The organism is Streptomyces sp. NPDC054047 (assembly GCF_055585065.1).
In genome coordinates this window covers 436,730-456,939 of sequence record NZ_JBVJKV010000002.1, presented here as the reverse complement: position 1 = coordinate 456,939, position 20,210 = coordinate 436,730, and the positions used below count along the sequence as shown (strand labels likewise).

Here is a 20,210-nt window from a genome sequence, read left to right as displayed (position 1 = left end):
CAGGCCAATCCGGCCCGCTCCACCGGAGTCTGTACGCTGATTGGCCTGGCCAGCAGGGCCAATCAGCGGGAGGTGGCATGGCAGACGTACGTGTGATCCACGATGTGGACCGGAAGCTCGGCAGCCGGCAGTTGTCGCAGCTGGTGACCGGTACGGCCGGGGCCCACCCCGGCTACCGCGCGCTCGCCCACGGCATCCGCACCCTCCTCCTGGACGGCCGCATCCCCCTGCGCACCCGGCTTCCCGCGGAACGCGAGCTGGCCACGGCACTCGGTGTCAGCCGGGCCACCGTCACCGCCGCGTACGACCTCCTGCGCGAGGGCGGCTACGCCCGCAGCAGGCGCGGCGCGGGCACCTGGACCGAGCTGCCCGACGGGAGCCGCCCCTCCAGCGTGGCCGCGTTCCCCGCGGGCGACGGCGTGCTCGACCTCGCGGTGGCCGCACCCGGCGCACCCGAGGCCGAGCTGACCGAGGCGCTCGCCGCCGCGGCCGCCGCCCTCCCCCCGCATGCCTCGACGCCGGGCTACCACCCGTACGGACTACCGGAGTTGAGGGAGGCCGTCGCCGACCGCTTCACGCGGCGCGGTCTGCCCACCCTGCCCGACCAGATCCTGATCACCACCGGCGCCCAGCACGCCCTGTCCCTCACGCTCTCCCTGCTCGGCAGACCCGGCGACCGCATCCTGGTCGAGAACCCCTCGTACCCGAACGCTCTCGACGCGATCCGCCGCGCGGGACTGCGCGCCACGCCCGTACCCGTCACCGACACCGGCTGGGACACCGGCCTCGTCGAGTCGACGCTCCGTCAGGCGGCGCCCCGCATGGCCTACTTGGTGCCCGACTTCCAGAATCCGACGGGCGGTCTGATGCCCAGGGAGCAGCGCGTACGCATCCTGGAGGCGGCCCGCTCCACCGGCAGCTGGCTCCTGATCGACGAGACGATCGCCGACATCGCGCTCGACGGGCCGCCGGCCGCGCCCTTCGCCTCGCTGGCCCCGCACGGCGTGGGCGAACAGGTCGTCACCGTCGGCTCGTTGAGCAAGACGCACTGGGGCGGGCTGCGCATCGGTTGGGTGCGGGCGGGCTCACGGCTCATCACGGAGCTGGCGACCGCGCGCGTCCCCTCCGACATGGCGACCCCGGTGATCGAGCAGCTCGTCGCGCTGCATCTGCTGTCCGGCATGGACGACGTACTGCGTGACCGGCTGCCGCGCATCCGGGCCCAGCGGGACGCGCTCGCCGCCTCGCTCGCCCACCACCTGCCCGAGTGGCGCTGGCGGACCCCGCCGGGCGGCCTGTCGCTCTGGGTCGACCTGGGGCAGCCGATCGCCTCGGCCCTGGCCCGCGCGGCGCTCGCCCACGGCGTACGCATCGAGGGCGGCGCCCGCTTCGGCGCGGACCCCGGCACGCACGAGCACCGGCTGCGCATTCCCTACACGCTGCCTGCCGCCTCCGGCGAGGAAGCGGTCCGGCGGCTGGCCACGGCGCTCGGCACGGGCCTGGACCGCTCGGCCACCGGAGGACCACGCCACTGGGTCGCCTGACGGCACGGCGCTCCATCAGGCCGCTCCATCAGGGCGCTCCATCAGGGCGCTTCACGAGAACGCCCGGAGAAGGGCGCCGCGCTCTACCGCGGCCCCGGCTCCCCGAACAGCTCCACCGCTCCCCGGACCGCCGCGAGGCCCGCGGCCAGCGCGCTGACGGAGCCGATCGCTCCCGCGACGAGCAGCAGCGACCGCCGCAGCCTCGGCACCTCCGGGGCACCGCTCAGCGCCATCGCGGCCAGTGCCGCGAGCTCGTCCTCGGCAATGCCCCGGTCGGGGAACTCGGCCGGATGCGCGGCGAGCTCACGGCGCAGCCGCGACACCGCGGTGCCCAACTCCGCGACTCGCGGATCCTCATCGCTGCCGGTCACTTGCCTCTGCCCCACGCTCCGCAACACAGCTCTCCCCCTCGCACGACGTCGCGCGCATCTTCTCGTGCAGATCTTGCGACCCCCGCGCGGCGTTGGTCAGACACCAGGGGGGACGCGGGTCAGTAAACGCCACGGGAAGCAGGACGCGCCACTTTATGGCCTGAAGACACCGCGTCGACCGCTGATCGACCGCACAACGACCGCGGAAGGCCACTTCGACCGCCGCGACCGGGCGGCCGTGGTGCGGTATGCAGGAGCCATGACGAATCCGATGATCGCCGGGCTCCTCCTCGCCGCGGGCGGCGGGCGGCGCCTGGGAGGCCGGCCGAAGGCGCTCCTCGACCACCGGGGGCGGCCCCTCGTGGAGCACGCGGTCCACGTCCTGCGCGAGGGCGGGTGCACGCGCGTGCACGTGGTGCTCGGGGCGGACGCCGACGTCGTACGCGCGAAGGCCTCGCTCCCCGGCTGCGTACTGATCGACAACCCGGAGTGGGCGGAGGGGATGGGGTCGTCGCTGCGGGCGGGCCTCGCATCCCTGCGCGAGGACGCCGCCGACGCCGAGGCCGCGCTCGTCTCGCTCGTCGACCAGCCGGGCATCGGCCCGGCCGCGGTGGCCCGCGTGCACGCCGCCTACCGCTCGCCCGCCACCCTCGCGGCGGCCGCGTACGACGGGGAGCGCGGCCACCCGGTGCTCTTCGGCGCCGACCACTGGGCGGGCATCGCGGCGAGCGCGGTGGGTGATCGCGGGGCTCGCTCCTATCTGAAGGAACACGCCGGAGAAATCTCACTCGTCGAGTGCGGCGACGTGGCCCGGGCGTACGACATCGACACCCCCGCCGACCTGATCCACCTTGAGTGACCGGCATGGCACTCAGCGACACGTTCTGTCGATGAGAAGAATCTCGACGTCAACAGACGATTGAACTTCCACTATGAGGAAACTAGTATCCACTGTTCAGAAGCACCCGTTCCCTCAAGTGGGGCCCACGGCCGTATCTCGGCTCCGGTGGCACTGAGTGTCACTGCGAATGCCCGGCGGTCGCCAAGGCGCCACCTGTGAAGCTCGCTGAAGGAAGTGACAGCTCATGTCCGCACCAGCGCAGTCCCCGCTGGCCATCGTCGACGCGGAGCCTCTGCCGCGGCAGGAGGAGGTCCTCACCGACGCGGCCCTCGCCTTTGTGGCCGAGCTGCACCGGCTCTTCACGCCCCGGCGTGACGAGCTCCTCACCCGCCGCTCCGAGCGCCGCGCCGAGATCGCAAGCACCTCCACGCTCGACTTCCTTCCCGAGACCGCGGCGATCCGCGCGGACGACTCCTGGAAGGTGGCGCCGGCCCCGGAGGCCCTGAACGACCGCCGCGTCGAGATCACCGGGCCGACGGACCGCAAGATGACCATCAACGCCCTGAACTCGGGCGCCAAGGTCTGGCTCGCGGACTTCGAGGACGCATCGGCGCCCACCTGGGAGAACGTGGTCCTGGGCCAGCTCAACCTCACCGACGCCTACGAGCGCCGCATCGACTTCACCGACGACCGCAGCGGCAAGTCGTACGCCCTCAAGGACGCGGGCGAGCTCGCCACCGTCGTCATGCGCCCGCGCGGCTGGCACCTGGACGAGCGTCACCTCCAGCTCGAGGGCCGCCCGGTGCCCGGCGCGCTGGTCGACTTCGGCCTGTACTTCTTCCACAACGCCAAGCGCCTCATCGAGCTCGGCAAGGGCCCGTACTTCTACCTCCCGAAGACGGAGTCGTACCTGGAGGCCCGCCTCTGGAACGACATCTTCGTCTTCGCGCAGGACTACGTCGGCGTCCCGCAGGGCACCGTCCGCGCCACCGTCCTCATCGAGACGATCACGGCCGCGTACGAGATGGAGGAGATCCTCTACGAGCTGCGCGACCACGCGTCGGGCCTGAACGCGGGCCGCTGGGACTACCTCTTCTCCATCGTCAAGAACTTCCGTGACGGCGGCTCGAAGTTCGTCCTGCCGGACCGCAACCTCGTGACGATGACCGCCCCCTTCATGCGGGCGTACACCGAACTCCTCGTCCGCACCTGCCACAAGCGCGGCGCGCACGCGATCGGCGGCATGGCCGCGTTCATCCCGTCCCGCAAGGACGCGGAGGTCAACAAGGTCGCGTTCGAGAAGGTCAAGAACGACAAGGACCGCGAGGCCGGCGACGGCTTCGACGGCTCCTGGGTCGCGCACCCGGACCTGGTCCCGATCGCGATGAAGTCGTTCGACGCGGTCCTGGGCGACAAGCCCAACCAGAAGGACCGTCTGCGCGAGGACGTGAAGGTCGCCCCCGGTGACCTGATCGCCATCGACTCCCTCGACGCGAAGCCCACGTACGACGGCCTGGTCAACGCCGTCCAGGTCGGCATCCGTTACATCGAGGCGTGGCTGCGGGGCCTGGGCGCCGTCGCCATCTTCAACCTCATGGAGGACGCGGCCACCGCCGAGATCTCGCGCTCGCAGATCTGGCAGTGGATCAACGCGGGCGTCGTCTTCGAGAACGGCCGGACGGCCACCGCCGACCTGGCCCGCGAGGTCGCCGCCGGTGAACTGGCCGCCATCCGCGCCGAGATCGGCGAGGAGGCCTTCGCGGCCGGCAAGTGGCAGCAGGCCCACGACCTCCTCCTCCAGGTCTCCCTGGACGCGGACTACGCGGACTTCCTGACCCTCCCGGCGTACGAGCAGCTGCGCTGATTCCCCTGCGGAATTCATGACTTGGCCCCCGGCACCGCACAGCGCCGGGGGCCAAGTCATGCCCCGTAAGGGGCGCGGGGAACTGCGCACTCAGCCAGGGACCGCCCGCGGCTAACCGAGATGCGAGGACCAGTCCTGCTCAGCCGCGGGCTTCCCGTGCAAGTCGGGCACCCGCTTCAGCCAGGCAGGCCGCCCCCTCTCCGTAGCGGCAGCGCGCCGGGCGTCGGCGGCAGCCAGCTCCCCCCGACTGGGAAAGTCCCTCGGCAGCCAAGCCGCAGAGGAACGCGCTCTGGCCAGCAGGAAGCCGACGTACGCCTCCCGCACCTCCCCGGGGGACGAGAACCCCGGTTCAGATGCCAGCCACGCGTCCGGCACCAGGGCGACGATCTCGCGGAGAGCGGCCTCCGTCACCAGCGGAGCGAGCTCCGCGTCGGCTGCGGCCGTATCGGGGGCGTACCCCCCGAGGGCGTGATGGCGGAAGTCGTACACCTTGTCCGGCGCGGACGCGCCCCAGCGGTGGTGGAAGACCAGGGCCGCGCCGTGGTCGATCAGCCACAGGTGCGGCTCGTGGGTGCCGAACGTGGGCCAGACCATCAGGTTCGAGCTGTGCACCGTGCGGTCGACGTTCGCCGTGAGGGCGTCGAGCCACACCACCTTGCCCGCCTCCAGCGGGTCCACGTCGAGCGCCTCGGGCGTGAAGTCCACCGCCCCCGGCAGGAGGTCCATGCCGAGGTTGAGCCCGGCACTCGCCTCCAGCAGGTCCCGCACCTCCTGGTGCGGCTCGTCCGCCGCGACGGCCGGGTCGAAGTCGACCAGGACGAGCTCGGGGAAGCGCAGCCCGAGGTGGCGGGCCAGTTCGCCGACGATGATCTCGGCGACCAGGGCCTTGCGGCCCTGCGCCGATCCGGTGAACTTCACGACGTACGTACCCAGGTCGTCGGCCTCGACGATGCCGGGCACCGATCCGCCGGTCCGCAGGGGTTCGATGTAGCGGGTGGCAACGACCTGTCTCAGTGTCTTCAAGGGTCCCGCTCTCCAGCTTCCTTCGTTCTCACGGAGTCAGAGCGTCTTGCTCAGACGGTCGGCGAGCAGGGACGCGAAGCGTGCCGGGTCGGTCAGCTCCCCGCCCTCCGCGAGCAGGGCGGTGCCGTACAGCAGCTCGGCCGTCTCGGTCAGCGCCGGGTCGCCCGCTCGCTGGTCGTAGGCCGTCTGGAGGCCGCTGACCAGCGGGTGCCCCGGGTTGAGTTCGAGGATGCGCTTGACCGGCGGGAGCTCCTGGCCCATCGCCTTGTACATCTTCTCCAGGGCCGGTGTCAGGCCGTCGGTGTCGCTGACCAGGCACGCCGGTGAGCTGGTGAGGCGGGTCGTCAGGCGTACGTCCTTGACGTCGTCCAGGGTTTCGTTGAGCCAGGTCAGGACCGCCGCGTAGGCGTTGGCCTGCTCCGCGGACGGCTCCTCGTCGGAGGGCAGGTCGTGCGCGCCGCGGGTGATGGACTGGAACTCCGTGCCCGCGTAGCCCCCCACCCCTTCGACCCAGATCTCGTCCACGCGGTCGGTGAGCAGCAGGACCTCGTACCCCTTGGCCCGGAAGGCTTCCATGTGCGGGGAGTTGGCGATCTGTGCGCGGCTGTCGCCGGTCATGAAGTAGATCTTGTCCTGGCCCTCGGGCATCCGGGTGAGGTAGTCGGCCAGGGTGGTGGGCTCGTCGCCGGCGGTGGAGGCGAAGGAGGCGATGTCGAGGATCGCCTTGTGGTCCTCGGCCGGGTCGAGGAGGCCCTCCTTGACGACGGGGCCGAACTCGCGCCAGAACGTGCGGTACTTGTCGGCTTCCTTGGTCATCAGGTCCTTGACGGAGGCCAGGACCTTCTTCGCCAGGCGGCGGCGGATCAGCTGGATGTGCCGGTCCTGCTGGAGGATCTCGCGGGAGATGTTCAGCGACAGGTCGGCCGCGTCCACGACTCCCTTGACGAAGCGCAGGTGGTCGGGCAGGAGCTCGCGGCTGTCGTCCAGGATGAAGACGCGCTTGACGTACAGCTGGAGGCCGTGGCGGGCGTCGCGCTGGTAGAGGTCGTGCGGGGCCCGCGAGGGCAGGAACAGCAGCGCCTCGTACTCGAAGGTGCCCTCCGCCCGCATCTGGATGACCTCGAGCGGGTCGGCCCAGTCGTGGCTGACGTGCCGGTAGAACTCCTGGTACTCCTCCTCGCTCACCTCGGAGCGCGGGCGGGCCCAGAGCGCCTTCATCGAGTTGAGGGTCTCGTCCCCGAGCCGGACCGGGAAGGAGATGAAGTCCGAGTACCGCTTGACGATCTCCCGGATCTTCCCCTCGTCGGCGTAGTCGTAGAGCGCGTCCTCCTCGTCGGCGGGCCGCAGGTGCACGCAGACCGACGTGCCCTCCGGCGCGTCCTCCACGGTCTCGATCGTGTACGTGCCGTCGCCCGTCGACTCCCAGCGCACACCGGTCGTCTCACCGGCCTTGCGGGTGAGCAGCGTGGTCCTGTCGGCGACCATGAACACGGAGTAGAAGCCGACGCCGAACTGGCCGATCAGCTCCGCCGACTCCTTGTTCTCCTTGAGGCGGCGCAGCATCTCGGCCGTACCGGACCGGGCGATGGTGCCGATCAGTGCCACCACCTCGTCGCGCGTCATGCCGATCCCGTTGTCCCGCACGGTCAGGGTGCGGGCCTCCTTGTCGGCCTCGATGGCGATGTGCAGGTCGTCCGCACCGAGCTTCTCGTCCTTGAGGCCGGCCAGGCGCCGCTTGTCCAGGGCGTCAGAGGCATTGGAGATGAGTTCGCGCAGGAAGATGTCCTTGTTCGAGTAGATCGAATGGACCATCAACTCCAGCAGCTGCCGGGCCTCGGCCTGGAACTCCAACGTCTCGGTGCTCATGACTTCCCCTCTGGTCAGTAGATCTGTTCGACGCCAAGAATTCCAGAGGCCGGGAAGATGCACACACCGGTATCCGGGCACGGCGCGGTGACGGTCGCCGAACCGGCGGCTACCCGGCGGCCCGATCGCCGGCGCGGAGCCGGTCAGGACGCGCGCAGGGCCTTCGCGAGGACGCCCTCGCCCGTCAGCTCGATGCGGCCCGCCCGCACGCCCTCCCCCACCGTCGATGCGCCCCGGCCGACCTCCACGCACGTCTCGGCGTCCAGGGCCATACGGGCGTCCGGTTCCGCGGGGGCCGGTCCGTCGCCGTACGACTCCCGCCCGCCTCCCAGACTGACGTGGAACTCCCCTTCGTCCAGGCGGACTTCCAGGACCCCTTCCACTCCGAGCGCCGCCAGGGCCCGGAGCAGCGGCAGCGCGAACCAGTGGGCGCGGACCGCGTCCGTCGGCCTGCGCTCCTGGAGGACGGGCGCGCCCCAGGTGGCGAGCGCCTGGAGCACCGGGAGCAACGTGCGACCCCGCTCGGTCAGTTCGTAGACGTACGCGGCCGAGGGCGGGGGCAGGCGGCGGCGCGTCGTCAGGCCTTCGCGCTCCATGTCCTTGAGCCGGGAGGCCAGGACGTCCGTGCTCACGCCCGGCAGATCGGCGTGCAGGTCGGTGTAGCGCCGGGGGCCGACCAGGAGCTCCCGGACGATCAGCAGGGTCCAGCGGTCGCCCACGGCGTCGAGGGCGCGGGCTGCGGCGCAGTACTGGTCATAGCTTCGGCGGGACCTGGCGGCGGGTGGCATGCGACTCAGTCTATGCAAGTTGTTGGACTTTCCAAGCTCCAACTTGGTAAAACCAAGTAACTCACGTCACGGGAGGCACAGCGCATGGAGTTCCGGCAGTCCAGCAAGCTCAGCGAGGTCTGTTACGAGATCCGGGGCCCGGTCATCGAGCACGCCAACGCCCTGGAGGAGGCGGGCCACAGCGTCCTGCGCCTCAACACCGGCAACCCCGCGCTCTTCGGCTTCGAGGCGCCCGAGGAGATCGTCCAGGACATGATCCGGATGCTCCCCCAGGCGCACGGCTACACGGACTCGCGCGGCGTCCTCTCCGCCCGCCGCGCCGTCGCCCAGCGCTACCAGGCCCTTGGCCTGGACGAGGTCTCGGTGGACGACATCTTCCTCGGCAACGGCGTGTCCGAGCTGGTCACCATGGCCGTCCAGGCCCTCCTGGAGGACGGCGACGAAGTCCTCGTCCCGGCCCCGGACTTCCCGCTGTGGACCGCCGTGACGACCCTCTCCGGAGGCAAGGCCGTCCACTACGTGTGCGACGAGTCCGCGGACTGGTACCCGGATCTGGACGACATGGCGTCGAAGATCACCGACCGCACGAAGGCCGTCGTGATCATCAACCCGAACAACCCCACGGGCGCCGTCTACCCGAAGGAGATCCTGGAGGGCATCCTCGACCTCGCGCGCCGCCACGGCCTGATGGTCTTCGCCGACGAGATCTACGACCAGATCCTGTACGACGACGCCGTGCACCACAGCGTCGCCGCCCTCGCCCCCGATCTCGTCGTCCTGACCTTCTGCGGCCTCTCCAAGACGTACCGCGTGGCGGGCTTCCGCTCGGGCTGGCTGGTCGTCACGGGCCCCCAGCAGCACGCGAAGAGCTACCTGGAGGGGCTGACCATGCTCGCCTCCATGCGCCTGTGCCCGAACGCCCCCGCCCAGTACGCCATCCAGGCCGCGCTCGGCGGCCGCCAGTCCATCCGCGAGCTGACCGCTCCGGGCGGCAGGCTGCACGAGCAGCGCGACATGGCGTGGCGGAAGCTGAACGAGATCCCCGGCGTCTCCTGCGTGAAGCCGAAGGGCGCGCTCTACGCCTTCGCGCGCCTGGACCCCAAGGTCCACCCCATCCACGACGACGAGAAGTTCGTCCTCGACCTGCTGCTCCAGGAGAAGATCCAGGTCGTCCAGGGCACGGGCTTCAACTGGCCGCGCCCCGACCACTTCCGCATCCTGACCCTCCCTTACGCTGACGACCTCGACGCGGCGATCAGCCGCATCGGCCGCTTCCTCAGCGGCTACCGCCAGTGACGTCACCGGACGACGGGGGTCGTGTGTCTCTCTGTTCCACCTGCCGGGTTCCTTCCCTCACCCAGTTCGCCTCGCCCGGCCTGGTCGAGGCCATCGTGTACGGCGGGCTCGACCGCGCGGCCGACCCGGCCTGGGCGGAGTCGGGCGCCGTCACCCTCGACGACTACGCGCGCTGGTGCGGCCATCTGTGCGGTCTGACGTGCCTGCGGATGGCGCTCGGCCCCTCCGCGCCCTCGCTCTTCGAGCTGCGGGACGGCGCGCTGAAGTACGGCGCCTACACGGAGGACGCCGACGGCACGATCCACGGGCTGATCTACGCCCCGTTCGCGGAGTACGTACGTGATGTGCACGGCGTCAACGCCACGGTGCACCGGCACCTCACGGTCGAGGAGGTCACCGGCCTGCTCGACGAGGGCCGCTCGGTGATGGTCTCGGTGCACTACGAGATCCGCCGTCCGCACCTGCCTTCGCCCGGCCGGGGCGGCCACCTGGTGCTGGTCACCGGGCGTTCCGCGGACGGCGGGCTGCACCTGCACAATCCGTCCGGGGTCGATGCGGGGACGCGGACGGCGGACATGGCACTTTCGGACTTCGAACCGTTCTTCGCCGGACGCGGGGTGTCCCTGCGCTGACAGAGGGTCATCCTTCCTGCCAGGATGGCGCGATGATGCGTGGAGGCAGGGTCGCCATCGTGGGTGGGAGCATCGCCGGATGCGCCGCCGCACTCGCCGCGTACCGCGGTGGCGCCGATGAGATCACGGTGTACGAGCGGGCCGCGGGTCACCTCGCCGACCGCGGTGTCGGACTCGCGGTGCACAACTCCCGTTACGCGGAGCTGGATTCCGCCGGGTATCTGGACGCGGACATGCCGTGGGTGCAGCTGGAGCGGCGCCGCTGGTACGTGCGGGACGGGTCGGCGGCGGGGCCGCTCGGCCACGAGATCGGGGCGATGGCGTTCCCTTTCCGTACGTACAACTGGGGACCTCTGTGGCGTGAGTTGCGCGGCCGGGTGCCCGAGTCCGTGGTCTTCCGGACGGGCGTGGCGGTGGAGGAGGTGCGCACCGGCCGCGAGGACGCCGAGGTGGTCACCGCCGACGGCACCGAGCGCGCCGACCTCGTCGTCGGCGCAGACGGCTACCGTTCCGTGGTCCGTGCGGCGGCGTTCGCGACCGTGCGTCCCGCGTACGCCGGCTATCTGGCCTGGCGCGGCGCCTTTCCCGCCGTCCGGCTGCCGGACCCGGAGCTGTGGGCCGAGGAGGACTGCGTGTACGTCGTCTTCCCCGGCGGCCACCTCATCGTCTACCGCATCCCGGACGGCATCGGCGGCCACCGCGTCAACTGGGTCCTGTACACCGCGCCGCCGCCGGACCTCGACCTGGGGCTCGGCCTCGACCTGCGGCTCACCGCGCCCACCAGCCTGCCGCCCGGCGGCCTCACGGAGGCCCTCTCCTCCCACCTGACCTACGTGTGCGACGCGTTGCTGCCGCCCTACTGGGGCGACCTCGTCCGTACGACCACCCCGGACGAGCTCTTCCTCCAGCCGATGTACGACTTCACCGCGCCCCGCTACACCACGGGCCGGGTGCTCCTGATGGGCGACGCCGCCACCGTGGCCCGGCCGCACACCGGGGCGGGCGCGGTCAAGGCGCTCCAGGACGCGACGGTCCTGGAGTCCGCCTTCGCCACGGCCACGACCTGGCCGGACGCCCTCGACACGTACGACACCGACCGCACCGTGGCCGGTGCCGCGATGGTCGATCTCGGGCGGCGCCTGGGCCGTGCGCTCGTCGAGGAGACGCCGCCGTGGCGGTCGATGGACCAGACGGCGCTGGAGACGTGGTGGAAGCAGGCCGACGGGAGCGGGGCGTTCGGGGGGCGGGAGCTTCGACGGTGAGATGAGGTTGGCGGCTGAGGTGCGGACGGGCTGACGCGGCGGGCGGCGGCTGATACCCATCCGTCGGTTTGGGTATGCACGTCAAGATCAATAAGATCCGGCGATGATCACAAGAAAACGGCTGGCGGCCGGGGCCTTCACCCTGCTCGCCGCCTTGACCGCCGGACTCGGCACGGCGGGCCCCGCCGCCGCCGAAGCAGACGAACCGGCGCAGCCCTCGCCCAAGGTCGAGCTCGTCCTCGACGTCAGCGGTTCGATGCGGGCCCGCGACATCGACGGCAAGTCCCGGATGGCGGCGGCGAAGCAGGCGTTCAACGAGGTGCTCGACGCCACGCCCGACGAGGTCCAGCTCGGCATACGCACGCTGGGCGCCAACTACCGCGGCGACGACCGCAAGACGGGCTGCAAGGACACCGAGCTGCTCTACCCCGTCGCCGAGCTCGACCGCGCGGGACGCACCGACGCGAAGGCCGCGGTGGCCACGCTCGCGCCCACCGGGTGGACGCCGATCGGCCCCACGCTCCTGAAGGCCGCCGACGACCTCAAGGACGACGACACCGGGCGCAGCCGCCGCATCGTCCTCATCTCCGACGGCGAGGACACCTGCCAGCCGCTCGACCCCTGCGAGGTGGCCCGCAAGATCGCCGCCGAGGGCATCCACCTCACGGTCGACACGCTCGGCCTGGTGCCGGACGCCAAGACCCGCGACCAGCTGAGCTGCATCGCCGAGGCCACCGGCGGTACGTACACCTCGGTGCGGCACACCGACGAACTCTCCGGGCGCGTCAAGCAGTTGGTCGACCGCGCCGCGGACCCCGTCGCCACCCCGGTGGCCACCGAGGGCGCCACCCAGTGCTCCGAGGCCCCGCAGCTGAAGGCGGGCGTCTACACCGACCGGGAGAAGTTCGGCGAGCACCGCTGGTACCGCGTCGACGTGAGGCCCGGCCAGGAGCTGCGTTCCTCCGTCAGCGTCGGCGCCGACCGCGCGGTGAACCAGGACTACGGCGTGCTGCTGCGCGCCTCGACCGAGCGCGGACGCGAGATCGTGCGGGGCTCCGAGGCGGGTGACGGACGTACGGACGTGATCTCGACCGGGCTGCGCTACCCGAAGCCGGAGGAGGACGGCGACGACGAGGGCAGCGACGGGGGCGAGCCCGCCGCCGAGACCGTGTGCCTCCAGGTCAGCAACTCCTTCTCGGCGCCTTCCTCCGTGAAGACGACCCCGGGTCTGCCCATCGAGCTGGCCGTCGACCTGGTGGACGCGCCCGACGAGGCCTCGGACGTGGCGTCCTTCGGTCTGGGCAACGGCTGGTGGCTGCTCGGCGCCCTGATCCTCACCGGCTTCCTCGCCGGTCTGGTCTGGGGCTGGGTCTCGCGCTGGCGCTTCGCGGTCTGGAGGACCAACTGATGCGTACGACACGTGTGTTGAGCCGGGCCGGCCTGCTGGCCGGCGCCGCGCTGCTCGCCCTGACCGGCACGGCCGGAGCGGCCTTCGCCGCCGGTTCGGACGGTTCTGACGGTTCAGGTGGTTCCGACACGTCCGACGCTCCGACCGAGGCCGGTACGTCCTTCCGTACGGCGACCGCGATCCAGCCGGACCAGGAGGCCACCGCGGAGGCGTCCACCGGCGACTACCTGTACTGGTCGTTCCCCGCGGACGTCGGGCAGCGCGCCACCGTGCACGCCACGGTGAAGCTGCCCGAGGACACCGCCCGGCACGGCGCATCCACCTGGCGGGTCGACGTGTACGACGGACTGCGGCGCCACCAGGCGTGCCGGTTCGGCGCGCAGAGCAGGACGGCGGCGCAGGACGCCGCCACGGTCGAACTGTCCTGCACGCTGCGCACGGTGCGCGGGTGGGCCGAGCCGTGGGCCAACGACCCGCTGCCGGGCACGTACTACGCCCGGCTGACGGTCACCGGACTGAAGGCGGACGACCTGGGCCTGCCGATGCGGGCCGAGGCGTTGGTCACGACCAGCGACGCGGGCGGTGCGCAGGCGGTGGACGGCGCCCTCGCGGAGCCGTTGGTGCCGGGGGCCGGCACGAAGGCGGCGGCGGCCTCCAGCGAGCCGGAGGACGGCTGGGCGTCGGGGTGGTGGTCGTCCCGCTGGCTGTGGACCGGGGCCGGTGGCGTGCTCGGCGCGCTCGCGGGCATCGGGGGCTACTGCCTGACGCGCGGCTCGGGCCGCCCGGCGCGCGTACCTGCGGGGATCTAACCTCGGTGGTGGCCGGACCGGGCCTTCCGGTCCGGCCACCACCGACAGAACAGGAAGTTGTGCACCATGGGTGACCTGCTCCTCGTCCGGCACGGCGAGACCCAGTGGTCCCTGACCGGGCAGCACACCAGCTGGACGGACATCCCGCTGACCGAGAACGGCAGGGAGCAGGCGCGCGGGCTCGCACCGCTGATCGGCAGGTTCCGGATCGGCGCGGCGTTCGTGAGCCCCCGGCAGCGGGCCCGGGACACGGCGGAGCTCGCGGGCTTCCCGGAGGCCCGGGTCGACCCCGACCTTGGCGAGTGGGACTACGGGGCGTACGAGGGGGTCACCACGGTGGAGATCCACCGCACCCGCCCCGACTGGTATCTGTTCACGGACGGAGTGGCCGCGGGCCCCGCCGAGCACCCCGGCGAGAGCCCGGAGCAGGTCGGCGAGCGGGCCGACCGGATGCTGGCCAAGGTCGACGCGGCGCTCGCCAACTACGAGGGCAGCGTGGTCCTCTTCGCCCACTCCCACTTCCTTCGGGTCCTGACGGCGCGGCGCCTCGGACTGCCGGTGTCGGGAGGGGCGTTGTTCCAACTGGCGACGGGGACGGTCTGCCGCCTCAGCACCGAACACGGCCGACCTGTCGTGGCGAGCTGGAACATCCGTCCGTAAAACCAGGCACACTCTGTCCCATATAGCTCTCTCACCACCAAGAAGGATCGCGAATGATCACGCTCAAGAAGGAAGACGGACCGGCTGATCTCGGCGGAGTGACCCGTCTGTCCATAGGGGTGTCCTGGGACCCGACCGTCGGCAGCAGCGGTGGGGTGCTGGGGAAGCTCCGCCAGAAGGCGGGCACCGACCTCGACCTGATCGCCATCGCGATGGCCGGGGCGGACCCGGTGCGCCTCGCCGGTCTCGACTCCCTCGACCCGCTGGGCAACGGCTCGCTGGTGCACAGCGGGGACAACCAGACCGGCAAGGGTGACGGCGACGACGAGACGGTGACCGTCGAGTTCGAGCGCGTGCCGGACAACATCACGTCCATCGTGTTCGTCGCCGCCGCGTACAAGAAGCGCAGCGCCTTCCAGAACGCGCGCAACATCAGCTTCAAGGTGTACGACGCCACGGGCGGCAGCACCCAGCAGGTCGCCGACATCTGGCCGAGCCTGCTCACCAATGACAACGGCTGCGCCGTGGCCAAGGCGATCCGGGAAGGCGGTGCCTGGAAGCTCCAGGTCATCAACGAGACCGGGAAGATCAAGCAGGGCGACGAGCAGGCCCTGATGCGCTTCGCGATGAGCAAGTAGCGGGCGGACGTCCGGGCCGGCCGGTCTCCCCGGCCGGCCCGGTGGCGGTCATGGGGCGGTGGGGCCGTCGCGCGGTGCGGCCGTCGCGCGGTGCGAGGGCCGGTTCGACACGCACCCCCAAGATCATCAAGACTTGCCGCCATGCGATACGGCGTGAACCTCCTCAACTTCGGCTCCGGCACCACCCCCGACTCCCTCGTCCGTCAGGCGACCGACGCCCGTGACCTCGGGTTCGACCTTGCGATGATCTCCGACCACATAACGGTCACCCCCGACGTGCACGCGGTCTATCCGGCCCCGTTCTACGACCAGTTCGTGCTCGCCGCGCATCTCGCTGGCCGCGTACCGGGGCTGCGGCTCGGCACGACGATCACCGTGATCCCCTACCGCCACCCGCTCCAGACGGCCCGCCTGGCCGCCAACATCGACCAGCTGAACGAAGCGGGCTTCATCCTCGGCGCCGGTGTCGGCTGGTCCCGCGCCGAGTACGAGGCGCTGGGCGTCCCCTTCGAGGAGCGCGGCGCCATCACGGACGAGTACCTCACCGCGATCCGCGCCGCGTGGCGTGCGGAGACGACCTCCTTCCAGGGCCGGTACGCCGCGTACGAGGACATCCGCAACGCCCCCGCCCCGGCGACGCCCCTGCCCGTCTGGGTCGGCGGCAACTCCCCCGCGGCCCAGCGCCGCGCGGCCCACCTCGGCGAGGGCTGGCACCCGTTCATGCCGACGCTCGACGCCGTGCGCACGGCACTGCCCCGGATCGCCGCCGAGGCGGAGGCCGCCGGGCGCCCCGCGCCGGACCTCGTGCCCCGCCTCCAGCTCCGGCTCGCACCGCAGCCCGACACGGCGGAACGCCCCCTCGGCCACGGCAGCGTCGACCAGCTCCGCGCCGACCTGGAGGCGCTGGCCGAGCTCGGCGCCACGGACGTCCTACTCGACACCTACCCCGGTACGCCCGCCGAGCGCGGCACCGCCGACGACGACCGGCGCACGCTGGAACTCGTCGCCGAGAAGGTCGTCGACCTCGCCGCGGGAACCGTTCGCTGAGTCGGCGGGCCGCAGACAGCCGAGGTCCCGCGGCCGTTGTCAGTGGCACGAGGCACTATCGGAACCAGGCGGAAGAGGACCTGGGGAAGAGGTGGGCTCATGACGAAGCCTGTGACGGCCGCTCAGCGGCGGATCATCGAGGCCGCCGACCCGGCGACGGGCCGTCTCACCGGGAGCGAGACACAGCTGGCGGGACTCGTGCGCCACCGCCTCGCCTTCCGGCACCCCCGGCCGCCGCACGCCTACTTCCTGACGCCCACGGGTCATCGGATACGGGAGGGCACCGAGCTCGGCCCCGCTGCCGATGCCCCCGCCCCTCCCCCGGTCGCCCCCGCCCCCTCCGGCCTCTTCGCCGCCCGCACGGGCACCGAGCCCGCACCGCCGCCCGGTGCCGAAGGCCCGGCCCGCGCCCGTGACGTGCGCAGCGCCTGGGAAGGCCTCCTGGAGATGCGCCGCATGACCAATCCGGGCGGTGCGCGGGACCGCCCCTGCTCCTGGGAGCGGACGCATCTGGTGCAGGCCGCCGCGCTGGCCCTGGAGGCGGCGGGCTGCCCGCCGGGGCCCGAGGGGTATCGGGTGGGCGAGACACCTCAGCCCGAGGCCGTCGCCGTGCGCGAGGCGGCGCCGGACCGGCTGCGGGCGTGCGCGACCGCGCTGGAGGCCGCGGGATGGCAGGTCGGCGAACACGCCGAGCGGCCGCACGGCGTGCGCTATCTGCTTGCCTCGCCCCGCAGGGGCTAGGCGCACGCGGCGCTGAAGAAGTGACCTTGTCGAACCGTTGAAGGGAATGTCGTGTCGGAGCAGTTCTACGTGAGCATCGGTGTCCGTGGGTACGAGACGGACTCGCAGGGCCACCTCAACCAGGCCGTCTACCTGCAGTACGCCGAGCACGCCCGCTGGTCGGTGCTGCGCGCCGCGGGCATCGAGCAGGCCGGTCTGCTCGCCAAGGGGGTGGGCCCCGTCGCCCTGGAGAACACCATCCGCTACTTCAGCGAACTGCGCGCGGGCGACGAGGTGGAGGTGACCTGCGAGTTCGTGTGGGGTGAGCGCAAGACGTTCCGCATCGAGCAGTTGATCCGCAAGACGGACGGCACCAAGGCCGCCGAGGTGCACTCCATCGGTGGCCTCCTGGACCTCAACGCACGGCAGATGGTGGGCGATCCGCGCGAGTACTTCCGCGCGCTGGCCGACGACCCGACCGTGATCGGCCTCTGACGGCTAGATTGGTGGTTGATCGTTCCAACAGGCAGCAAGCAGGCCCGCTCACCCACCGGAGGCCCTCTCGTGTCGGACCGCGACCCCCAAGCCGAAGCCGCCGCGGAGATACGCGCGCGCATCGACACCAGCACGCCGCACTCCGCGCGGTTCTGGAACTACTTCGTGGGCGGCAAGGACAACTACGAGAAGGACCGTGAACTCGGCGACCACATCAAGGGGATCCACCCCGGTCTCGTCGACGTGGCGCGGCTGAGCCGGCAGTTCCTGGGCCGCGCGGTCCGCCATCTGGCGACGGAGCAGGGCGTCCGCCAGTTCCTGGACATCGGCACCGGCCTGCCGACCGCCGACAACACGCACGAGGTCGCCCAGCGCGTCGCCCCGGACTCCCGGATCGTGTACGTCGACAACGACCCGCTCGTCCTGGCCCATGCCCGCGCGCTGCTCACCAGCACGCCCGAGGGCGTCACCGCGTACATCGACGCCGACCTCTACGACCCCAAGGCGATCCTGAAGTCCGCGAGCGAGACCCTGGATCTCTCGCGGCCCGTCGCCCTGATGATCCTCAACACCCTGGGCCACGTGGGCGATTACCAGCAGGCACGCGACCTGGTGTCGCAGCTCATGGCGGGCCTGCCGTCCGGCAGCTACCTGGTGATCAGCGACAGCACCGCCACCAGCCAGGGCATGATCGCGGCGTCGGACGCGTACAACAAGAGCGGCGCGATCCCCTATCACGTACGCAGCGTCGAGGAGATCGGCGGCTTCTTCGACGGCCTGGAGCTGGTGGAGCCCGGCGTCTCCCAAGTCACCCGGTGGCGCCCCGAATCCGAGGACGCGACGCCGGTCGACGCCTACGGAGCTGTGGCCCGCAAGCCGTAACCGGCCCCGCGCACCCCGGGCATACGGAGCGGCGGGGGCTAGGCGTCGACCAGCCCCCGCTTCTCGTCATAGTCCGCACGCGACTGCGCGATCGTCACCCGGTGCCGCTCCGCCCACCCCGTCAGGGTCAGCAGCGTGCCGTGCAACTCCTGGGCGACCGGCGTCAGGTCGTACTCGACCTTCGGTGGCACCGTCGGGTACACCGTGCGCGTGAGCAGGCCGTCGCGCTCCAGGTTCCGCAGCGTCAGCGTCAGCATGCGGCGGCTGATGCCCTCGATGCTGCGCTCCAACTCCGTGAAGCGGATGGGGCCGTGGGCCGCGGCGACCAGGATCGGGATGCTCCATTTTCCCACCACCCTGTCAAGAACTTCCCGCAGCGGGCACGCCTGCGCGTTCACCACCTGCGCCGTTACACCGGTGTTCCCTTGGGACATCGAAGTTCCTCCTTCTCCCGGACTCCATGGTCACGCACGATGAGCCCCGTTACAAGTCGTGCACCTATGCAGCTCATGGAGGTTCCCATCGTGTCCGATGTCAAGGATCGAACCCTCGCACCGCGCTCCCGCCGGGCATCGCTCGCCGTTCTGTCCTCGGGCCTCCTGATGACGATCATCGACGGCAACATCGTGACCGTCGCGATGCCCGCCATCCAGAACGACCTCGGATTCTCGGCGCCGGGCCTCGCCTGGGTCGTGAACTCCTACCTCATCGCGTTCGGCGGCCTGCTCCTCCTCGCGGGCCGGCTCGGCGATCTCATCGGCCGCAAGCGGATGTTCGTCTCGGGTCTCGCCGTGTTCACCGCGGCGTCCGTGCTGTGCGGAGTCGCCACCGACCAGGGCCTGCTGATCGCGGCACGCGCCGTGCAGGGTGTCGGCGGGGCGATGACATCGGCGGTCGTCCTCGGCATGCTGGTGGCGCTCTTCCCCGAGCCGCGCGAACAGGCCAAGGCCATCGCGGTGTTCAGCGCGGTCGGCGCGGCGGGCGGCGCGCTCGGCACGTTCCTTGGCGGCGCGCTCACCGAGGCCCTCAACTGGCACTGGATCTTCCTGATCAACCTGCCGATCGGGGCCGTCGCGCTCGTCGCCGCGGTCCGCGTCCTGGCGAACGACCGCGGCACGGGCCTCGCCGGAGGCGCGGACTACCCGGGCGCGGCGCTCATCACCGGCGCGCTGATGCTCACCGTCTACACGATCGTGGGCTCCGCCGAGCACGGGACGCCCGCCACGGTCGCGCTCGCCGCGCTCTCCCTCGCCCTGTACGCCGCCTTCGCCGTCCGCCAGACCCGCGCGGCCCGCCCGCTGCTGCGCCTGCGCGTCTTCCGCTCCCGCGCGCTGACCGGCGCCAACGTCGTGCAGATCCTGATGATCGCCGGCATGTTCGGCTTCCAGTACATCGGCGCGCTCTACTTCCAACGGGTCCTGGGTTACGGCGAGTTGAAGACGGGCTTCGCCTTCCTGCCCGCGCCGATCGTCATCGGCGTCCTGATGGTGGGCCTGTCCGCCCGGCTGATCGGCCGCTTCGGCCCCTACCGTTCGGTGCTCGCGGGGCTTGCCCTCATCACGGTCGGCCTCGCTCTCCTCGGCCGCCTGCCCGCGAACGGTTCGTACGTCGTGGATGTGCTCCCCGCCATGCTGCTGCTCGGCGCCGGGTTCGCCGCCGCGATGCCCGCGGTGACGGGGCTGGCGATGGCCGGGGCGCGCGAGGAGGACGCAGGCCTGGCCTCCGGGCTCTTCAACACCACGCAGGTGGTGGGCGGTTCCCTGGGTCTCGCCGTCCTGACCACGCTGGCGGCGAGCCGTACGGAGGGTGTGCTCGCGGACGGCGGGCAGACCGTGGCGGCCACGGCGGACGGCTACCGCCTCGCCTTCTCGGTGGCCACGGGCATCGCGGCGGCGGGCTTCGCCCTCGCGGCGACGCTGCTGCGGCCGGAGCGCGGGACGACCGCTTCCGACAGCGCCGCCGCCCCCGAGATGGAGCAGGAGCGAGAGCAGGAGCACCGGGAACCCGTGGCCGCGCGTACCGCCCGCTAGAGGCGCGAACCGCGTGTTAGACCAGTCCAGGTAC

General features: G+C 71.4%; 20 protein-coding genes. 15 read left to right on the top strand and 5 right to left on the bottom strand.

Annotation, left to right across the window (positions count from 1 at the left end):
• The first annotated feature begins 77 nt into the window (after positions 1 to 77).
• Complete coding sequence (gene yczR / locus ACZ6ZP_RS08675; protein ID WP_351158873.1) at positions 78 to 1,544, top strand: MocR-like transcription factor YczR; 1,467 nt, start codon at positions 78 to 80, stop codon at positions 1,542 to 1,544.
• Positions 1,545 to 1,627: 83 nt separating this feature from the next.
• Here the strand turns inward: yczR and ACZ6ZP_RS08670 are convergent, their stop codons facing one another.
• Positions 1,628 to 1,942, bottom strand: coding sequence for a DUF5955 family protein (locus ACZ6ZP_RS08670; RefSeq protein ID WP_351158871.1), 315 nt, complete (start codon positions 1,940 to 1,942; stop codon positions 1,628 to 1,630).
• A 232-nt stretch (positions 1,943 to 2,174) separates the two neighbouring features.
• Between ACZ6ZP_RS08670 and ACZ6ZP_RS08665 the strand changes: the two genes are divergently transcribed.
• Together ACZ6ZP_RS08665 and aceB are read left to right on the top strand one after the other, a co-directional pair.
• The gene (locus tag ACZ6ZP_RS08665) at positions 2,175 to 2,774 is read left to right on the top strand and encodes a nucleotidyltransferase family protein (protein ID WP_351158868.1); all 600 of its coding nucleotides are present in this window, start codon (positions 2,175 to 2,177) and stop codon (positions 2,772 to 2,774) included.
• 226 nt (positions 2,775 to 3,000) lie between these two features.
• Entirely contained in the window at positions 3,001 to 4,620 is a 1,620-nt protein-coding gene (gene aceB / locus ACZ6ZP_RS08660) for a malate synthase A (RefSeq protein ID WP_361462120.1), read from the top strand.
• Positions 4,621 to 4,731: 111 nt separating this feature from the next.
• Here aceB and ACZ6ZP_RS08655 read toward each other — a convergent pair whose 3' ends face one another.
• The 3 genes from ACZ6ZP_RS08655 to ACZ6ZP_RS08645 form a co-directional block, all read right to left on the bottom strand.
• Complete coding sequence (locus ACZ6ZP_RS08655) at positions 4,732 to 5,634, bottom strand: HipA family kinase (protein WP_361462293.1); 903 nt, start codon at positions 5,632 to 5,634, stop codon at positions 4,732 to 4,734.
• A gap of 45 nt (positions 5,635 to 5,679) precedes the next feature.
• The gene (gene htpG, locus ACZ6ZP_RS08650) at positions 5,680 to 7,509 is read right to left on the bottom strand and encodes a molecular chaperone HtpG (protein ID WP_469406109.1); all 1,830 of its coding nucleotides are present in this window, start codon (positions 7,507 to 7,509) and stop codon (positions 5,680 to 5,682) included.
• 143 nt (positions 7,510 to 7,652) lie between these two features.
• A complete protein-coding gene (locus tag ACZ6ZP_RS08645; protein WP_351158861.1) occupies positions 7,653 to 8,297 on the bottom strand; it encodes a winged helix-turn-helix transcriptional regulator in 645 nt (214 codons plus the stop codon).
• An 84-nt stretch (positions 8,298 to 8,381) separates the two neighbouring features.
• Here ACZ6ZP_RS08645 and ACZ6ZP_RS08640 point away from each other — a divergent pair, with 84 nt between their 5' ends.
• The 11 genes from ACZ6ZP_RS08640 to ACZ6ZP_RS08590 all read left to right on the top strand — a co-directional run bounded on the left by ACZ6ZP_RS08640 (position 8,382) and on the right by ACZ6ZP_RS08590 (position 18,146).
• Positions 8,382 to 9,593 (top strand): pyridoxal phosphate-dependent aminotransferase, encoded by a 1,212-nt coding sequence (locus tag ACZ6ZP_RS08640; RefSeq protein ID WP_469406107.1) that lies wholly within the window; start codon positions 8,382 to 8,384, stop codon positions 9,591 to 9,593.
• A gap of 23 nt (positions 9,594 to 9,616) precedes the next feature.
• Positions 9,617 to 10,225: a cysteine peptidase family C39 domain-containing protein gene (locus tag ACZ6ZP_RS08635; RefSeq protein WP_469406106.1), complete on the top strand. Its 609-nt coding sequence runs from the start codon at positions 9,617 to 9,619 to the stop codon at positions 10,223 to 10,225.
• Positions 10,226 to 10,260: 35 nt separating this feature from the next.
• Positions 10,261 to 11,487 (top strand): FAD-dependent monooxygenase, encoded by a 1,227-nt coding sequence (locus tag ACZ6ZP_RS08630; protein WP_351159366.1) that lies wholly within the window; start codon positions 10,261 to 10,263, stop codon positions 11,485 to 11,487.
• A 103-nt stretch (positions 11,488 to 11,590) separates the two neighbouring features.
• The gene (locus tag ACZ6ZP_RS08625) at positions 11,591 to 12,895 is read left to right on the top strand and encodes a VWA domain-containing protein (protein WP_469406104.1); all 1,305 of its coding nucleotides are present in this window, start codon (positions 11,591 to 11,593) and stop codon (positions 12,893 to 12,895) included.
• Positions 12,895 to 13,704 (top strand): hypothetical protein, encoded by an 810-nt coding sequence (locus ACZ6ZP_RS08620; protein WP_469406102.1) that lies wholly within the window; start codon positions 12,895 to 12,897, stop codon positions 13,702 to 13,704. The genes ACZ6ZP_RS08625 and ACZ6ZP_RS08620 overlap by 1 nt, the downstream gene beginning before the upstream one ends.
• Positions 13,705 to 13,770: 66 nt before the next feature.
• Positions 13,771 to 14,364 (top strand): histidine phosphatase family protein, encoded by a 594-nt coding sequence (locus tag ACZ6ZP_RS08615; RefSeq protein WP_361462137.1) that lies wholly within the window; start codon positions 13,771 to 13,773, stop codon positions 14,362 to 14,364.
• Between the two features lie 53 nt (positions 14,365 to 14,417).
• Complete coding sequence (locus tag ACZ6ZP_RS08610) at positions 14,418 to 15,002, top strand: TerD family protein (protein ID WP_351158846.1); 585 nt, start codon at positions 14,418 to 14,420, stop codon at positions 15,000 to 15,002.
• A 141-nt stretch (positions 15,003 to 15,143) separates the two neighbouring features.
• Entirely contained in the window at positions 15,144 to 16,049 is a 906-nt protein-coding gene (locus ACZ6ZP_RS08605; protein WP_469406099.1) for a TIGR03619 family F420-dependent LLM class oxidoreductase, read from the top strand.
• Positions 16,050 to 16,148: 99 nt separating this feature from the next.
• Positions 16,149 to 16,790 (top strand): hypothetical protein, encoded by a 642-nt coding sequence (locus ACZ6ZP_RS08600; RefSeq protein ID WP_469406097.1) that lies wholly within the window; start codon positions 16,149 to 16,151, stop codon positions 16,788 to 16,790.
• Between the two features lie 51 nt (positions 16,791 to 16,841).
• Complete coding sequence (locus ACZ6ZP_RS08595; protein WP_351158839.1) at positions 16,842 to 17,264, top strand: acyl-CoA thioesterase; 423 nt, start codon at positions 16,842 to 16,844, stop codon at positions 17,262 to 17,264.
• Positions 17,265 to 17,333: 69 nt separating this feature from the next.
• Positions 17,334 to 18,146 (top strand): SAM-dependent methyltransferase, encoded by an 813-nt coding sequence (locus ACZ6ZP_RS08590; RefSeq protein ID WP_351158836.1) that lies wholly within the window; start codon positions 17,334 to 17,336, stop codon positions 18,144 to 18,146.
• Positions 18,147 to 18,184: 38 nt separating this feature from the next.
• Here ACZ6ZP_RS08590 and ACZ6ZP_RS08585 read toward each other — a convergent pair whose 3' ends face one another.
• Complete coding sequence (locus tag ACZ6ZP_RS08585; protein ID WP_351158834.1) at positions 18,185 to 18,580, bottom strand: winged helix-turn-helix transcriptional regulator; 396 nt, start codon at positions 18,578 to 18,580, stop codon at positions 18,185 to 18,187.
• A gap of 75 nt (positions 18,581 to 18,655) precedes the next feature.
• Between ACZ6ZP_RS08585 and ACZ6ZP_RS08580 the strand changes: the two genes are divergently transcribed.
• Entirely contained in the window at positions 18,656 to 20,176 is a 1,521-nt protein-coding gene (locus ACZ6ZP_RS08580) for an MFS transporter (RefSeq protein ID WP_469406096.1), read from the top strand.
• Positions 20,177 to 20,210: the final 34 nt, after the last annotated feature.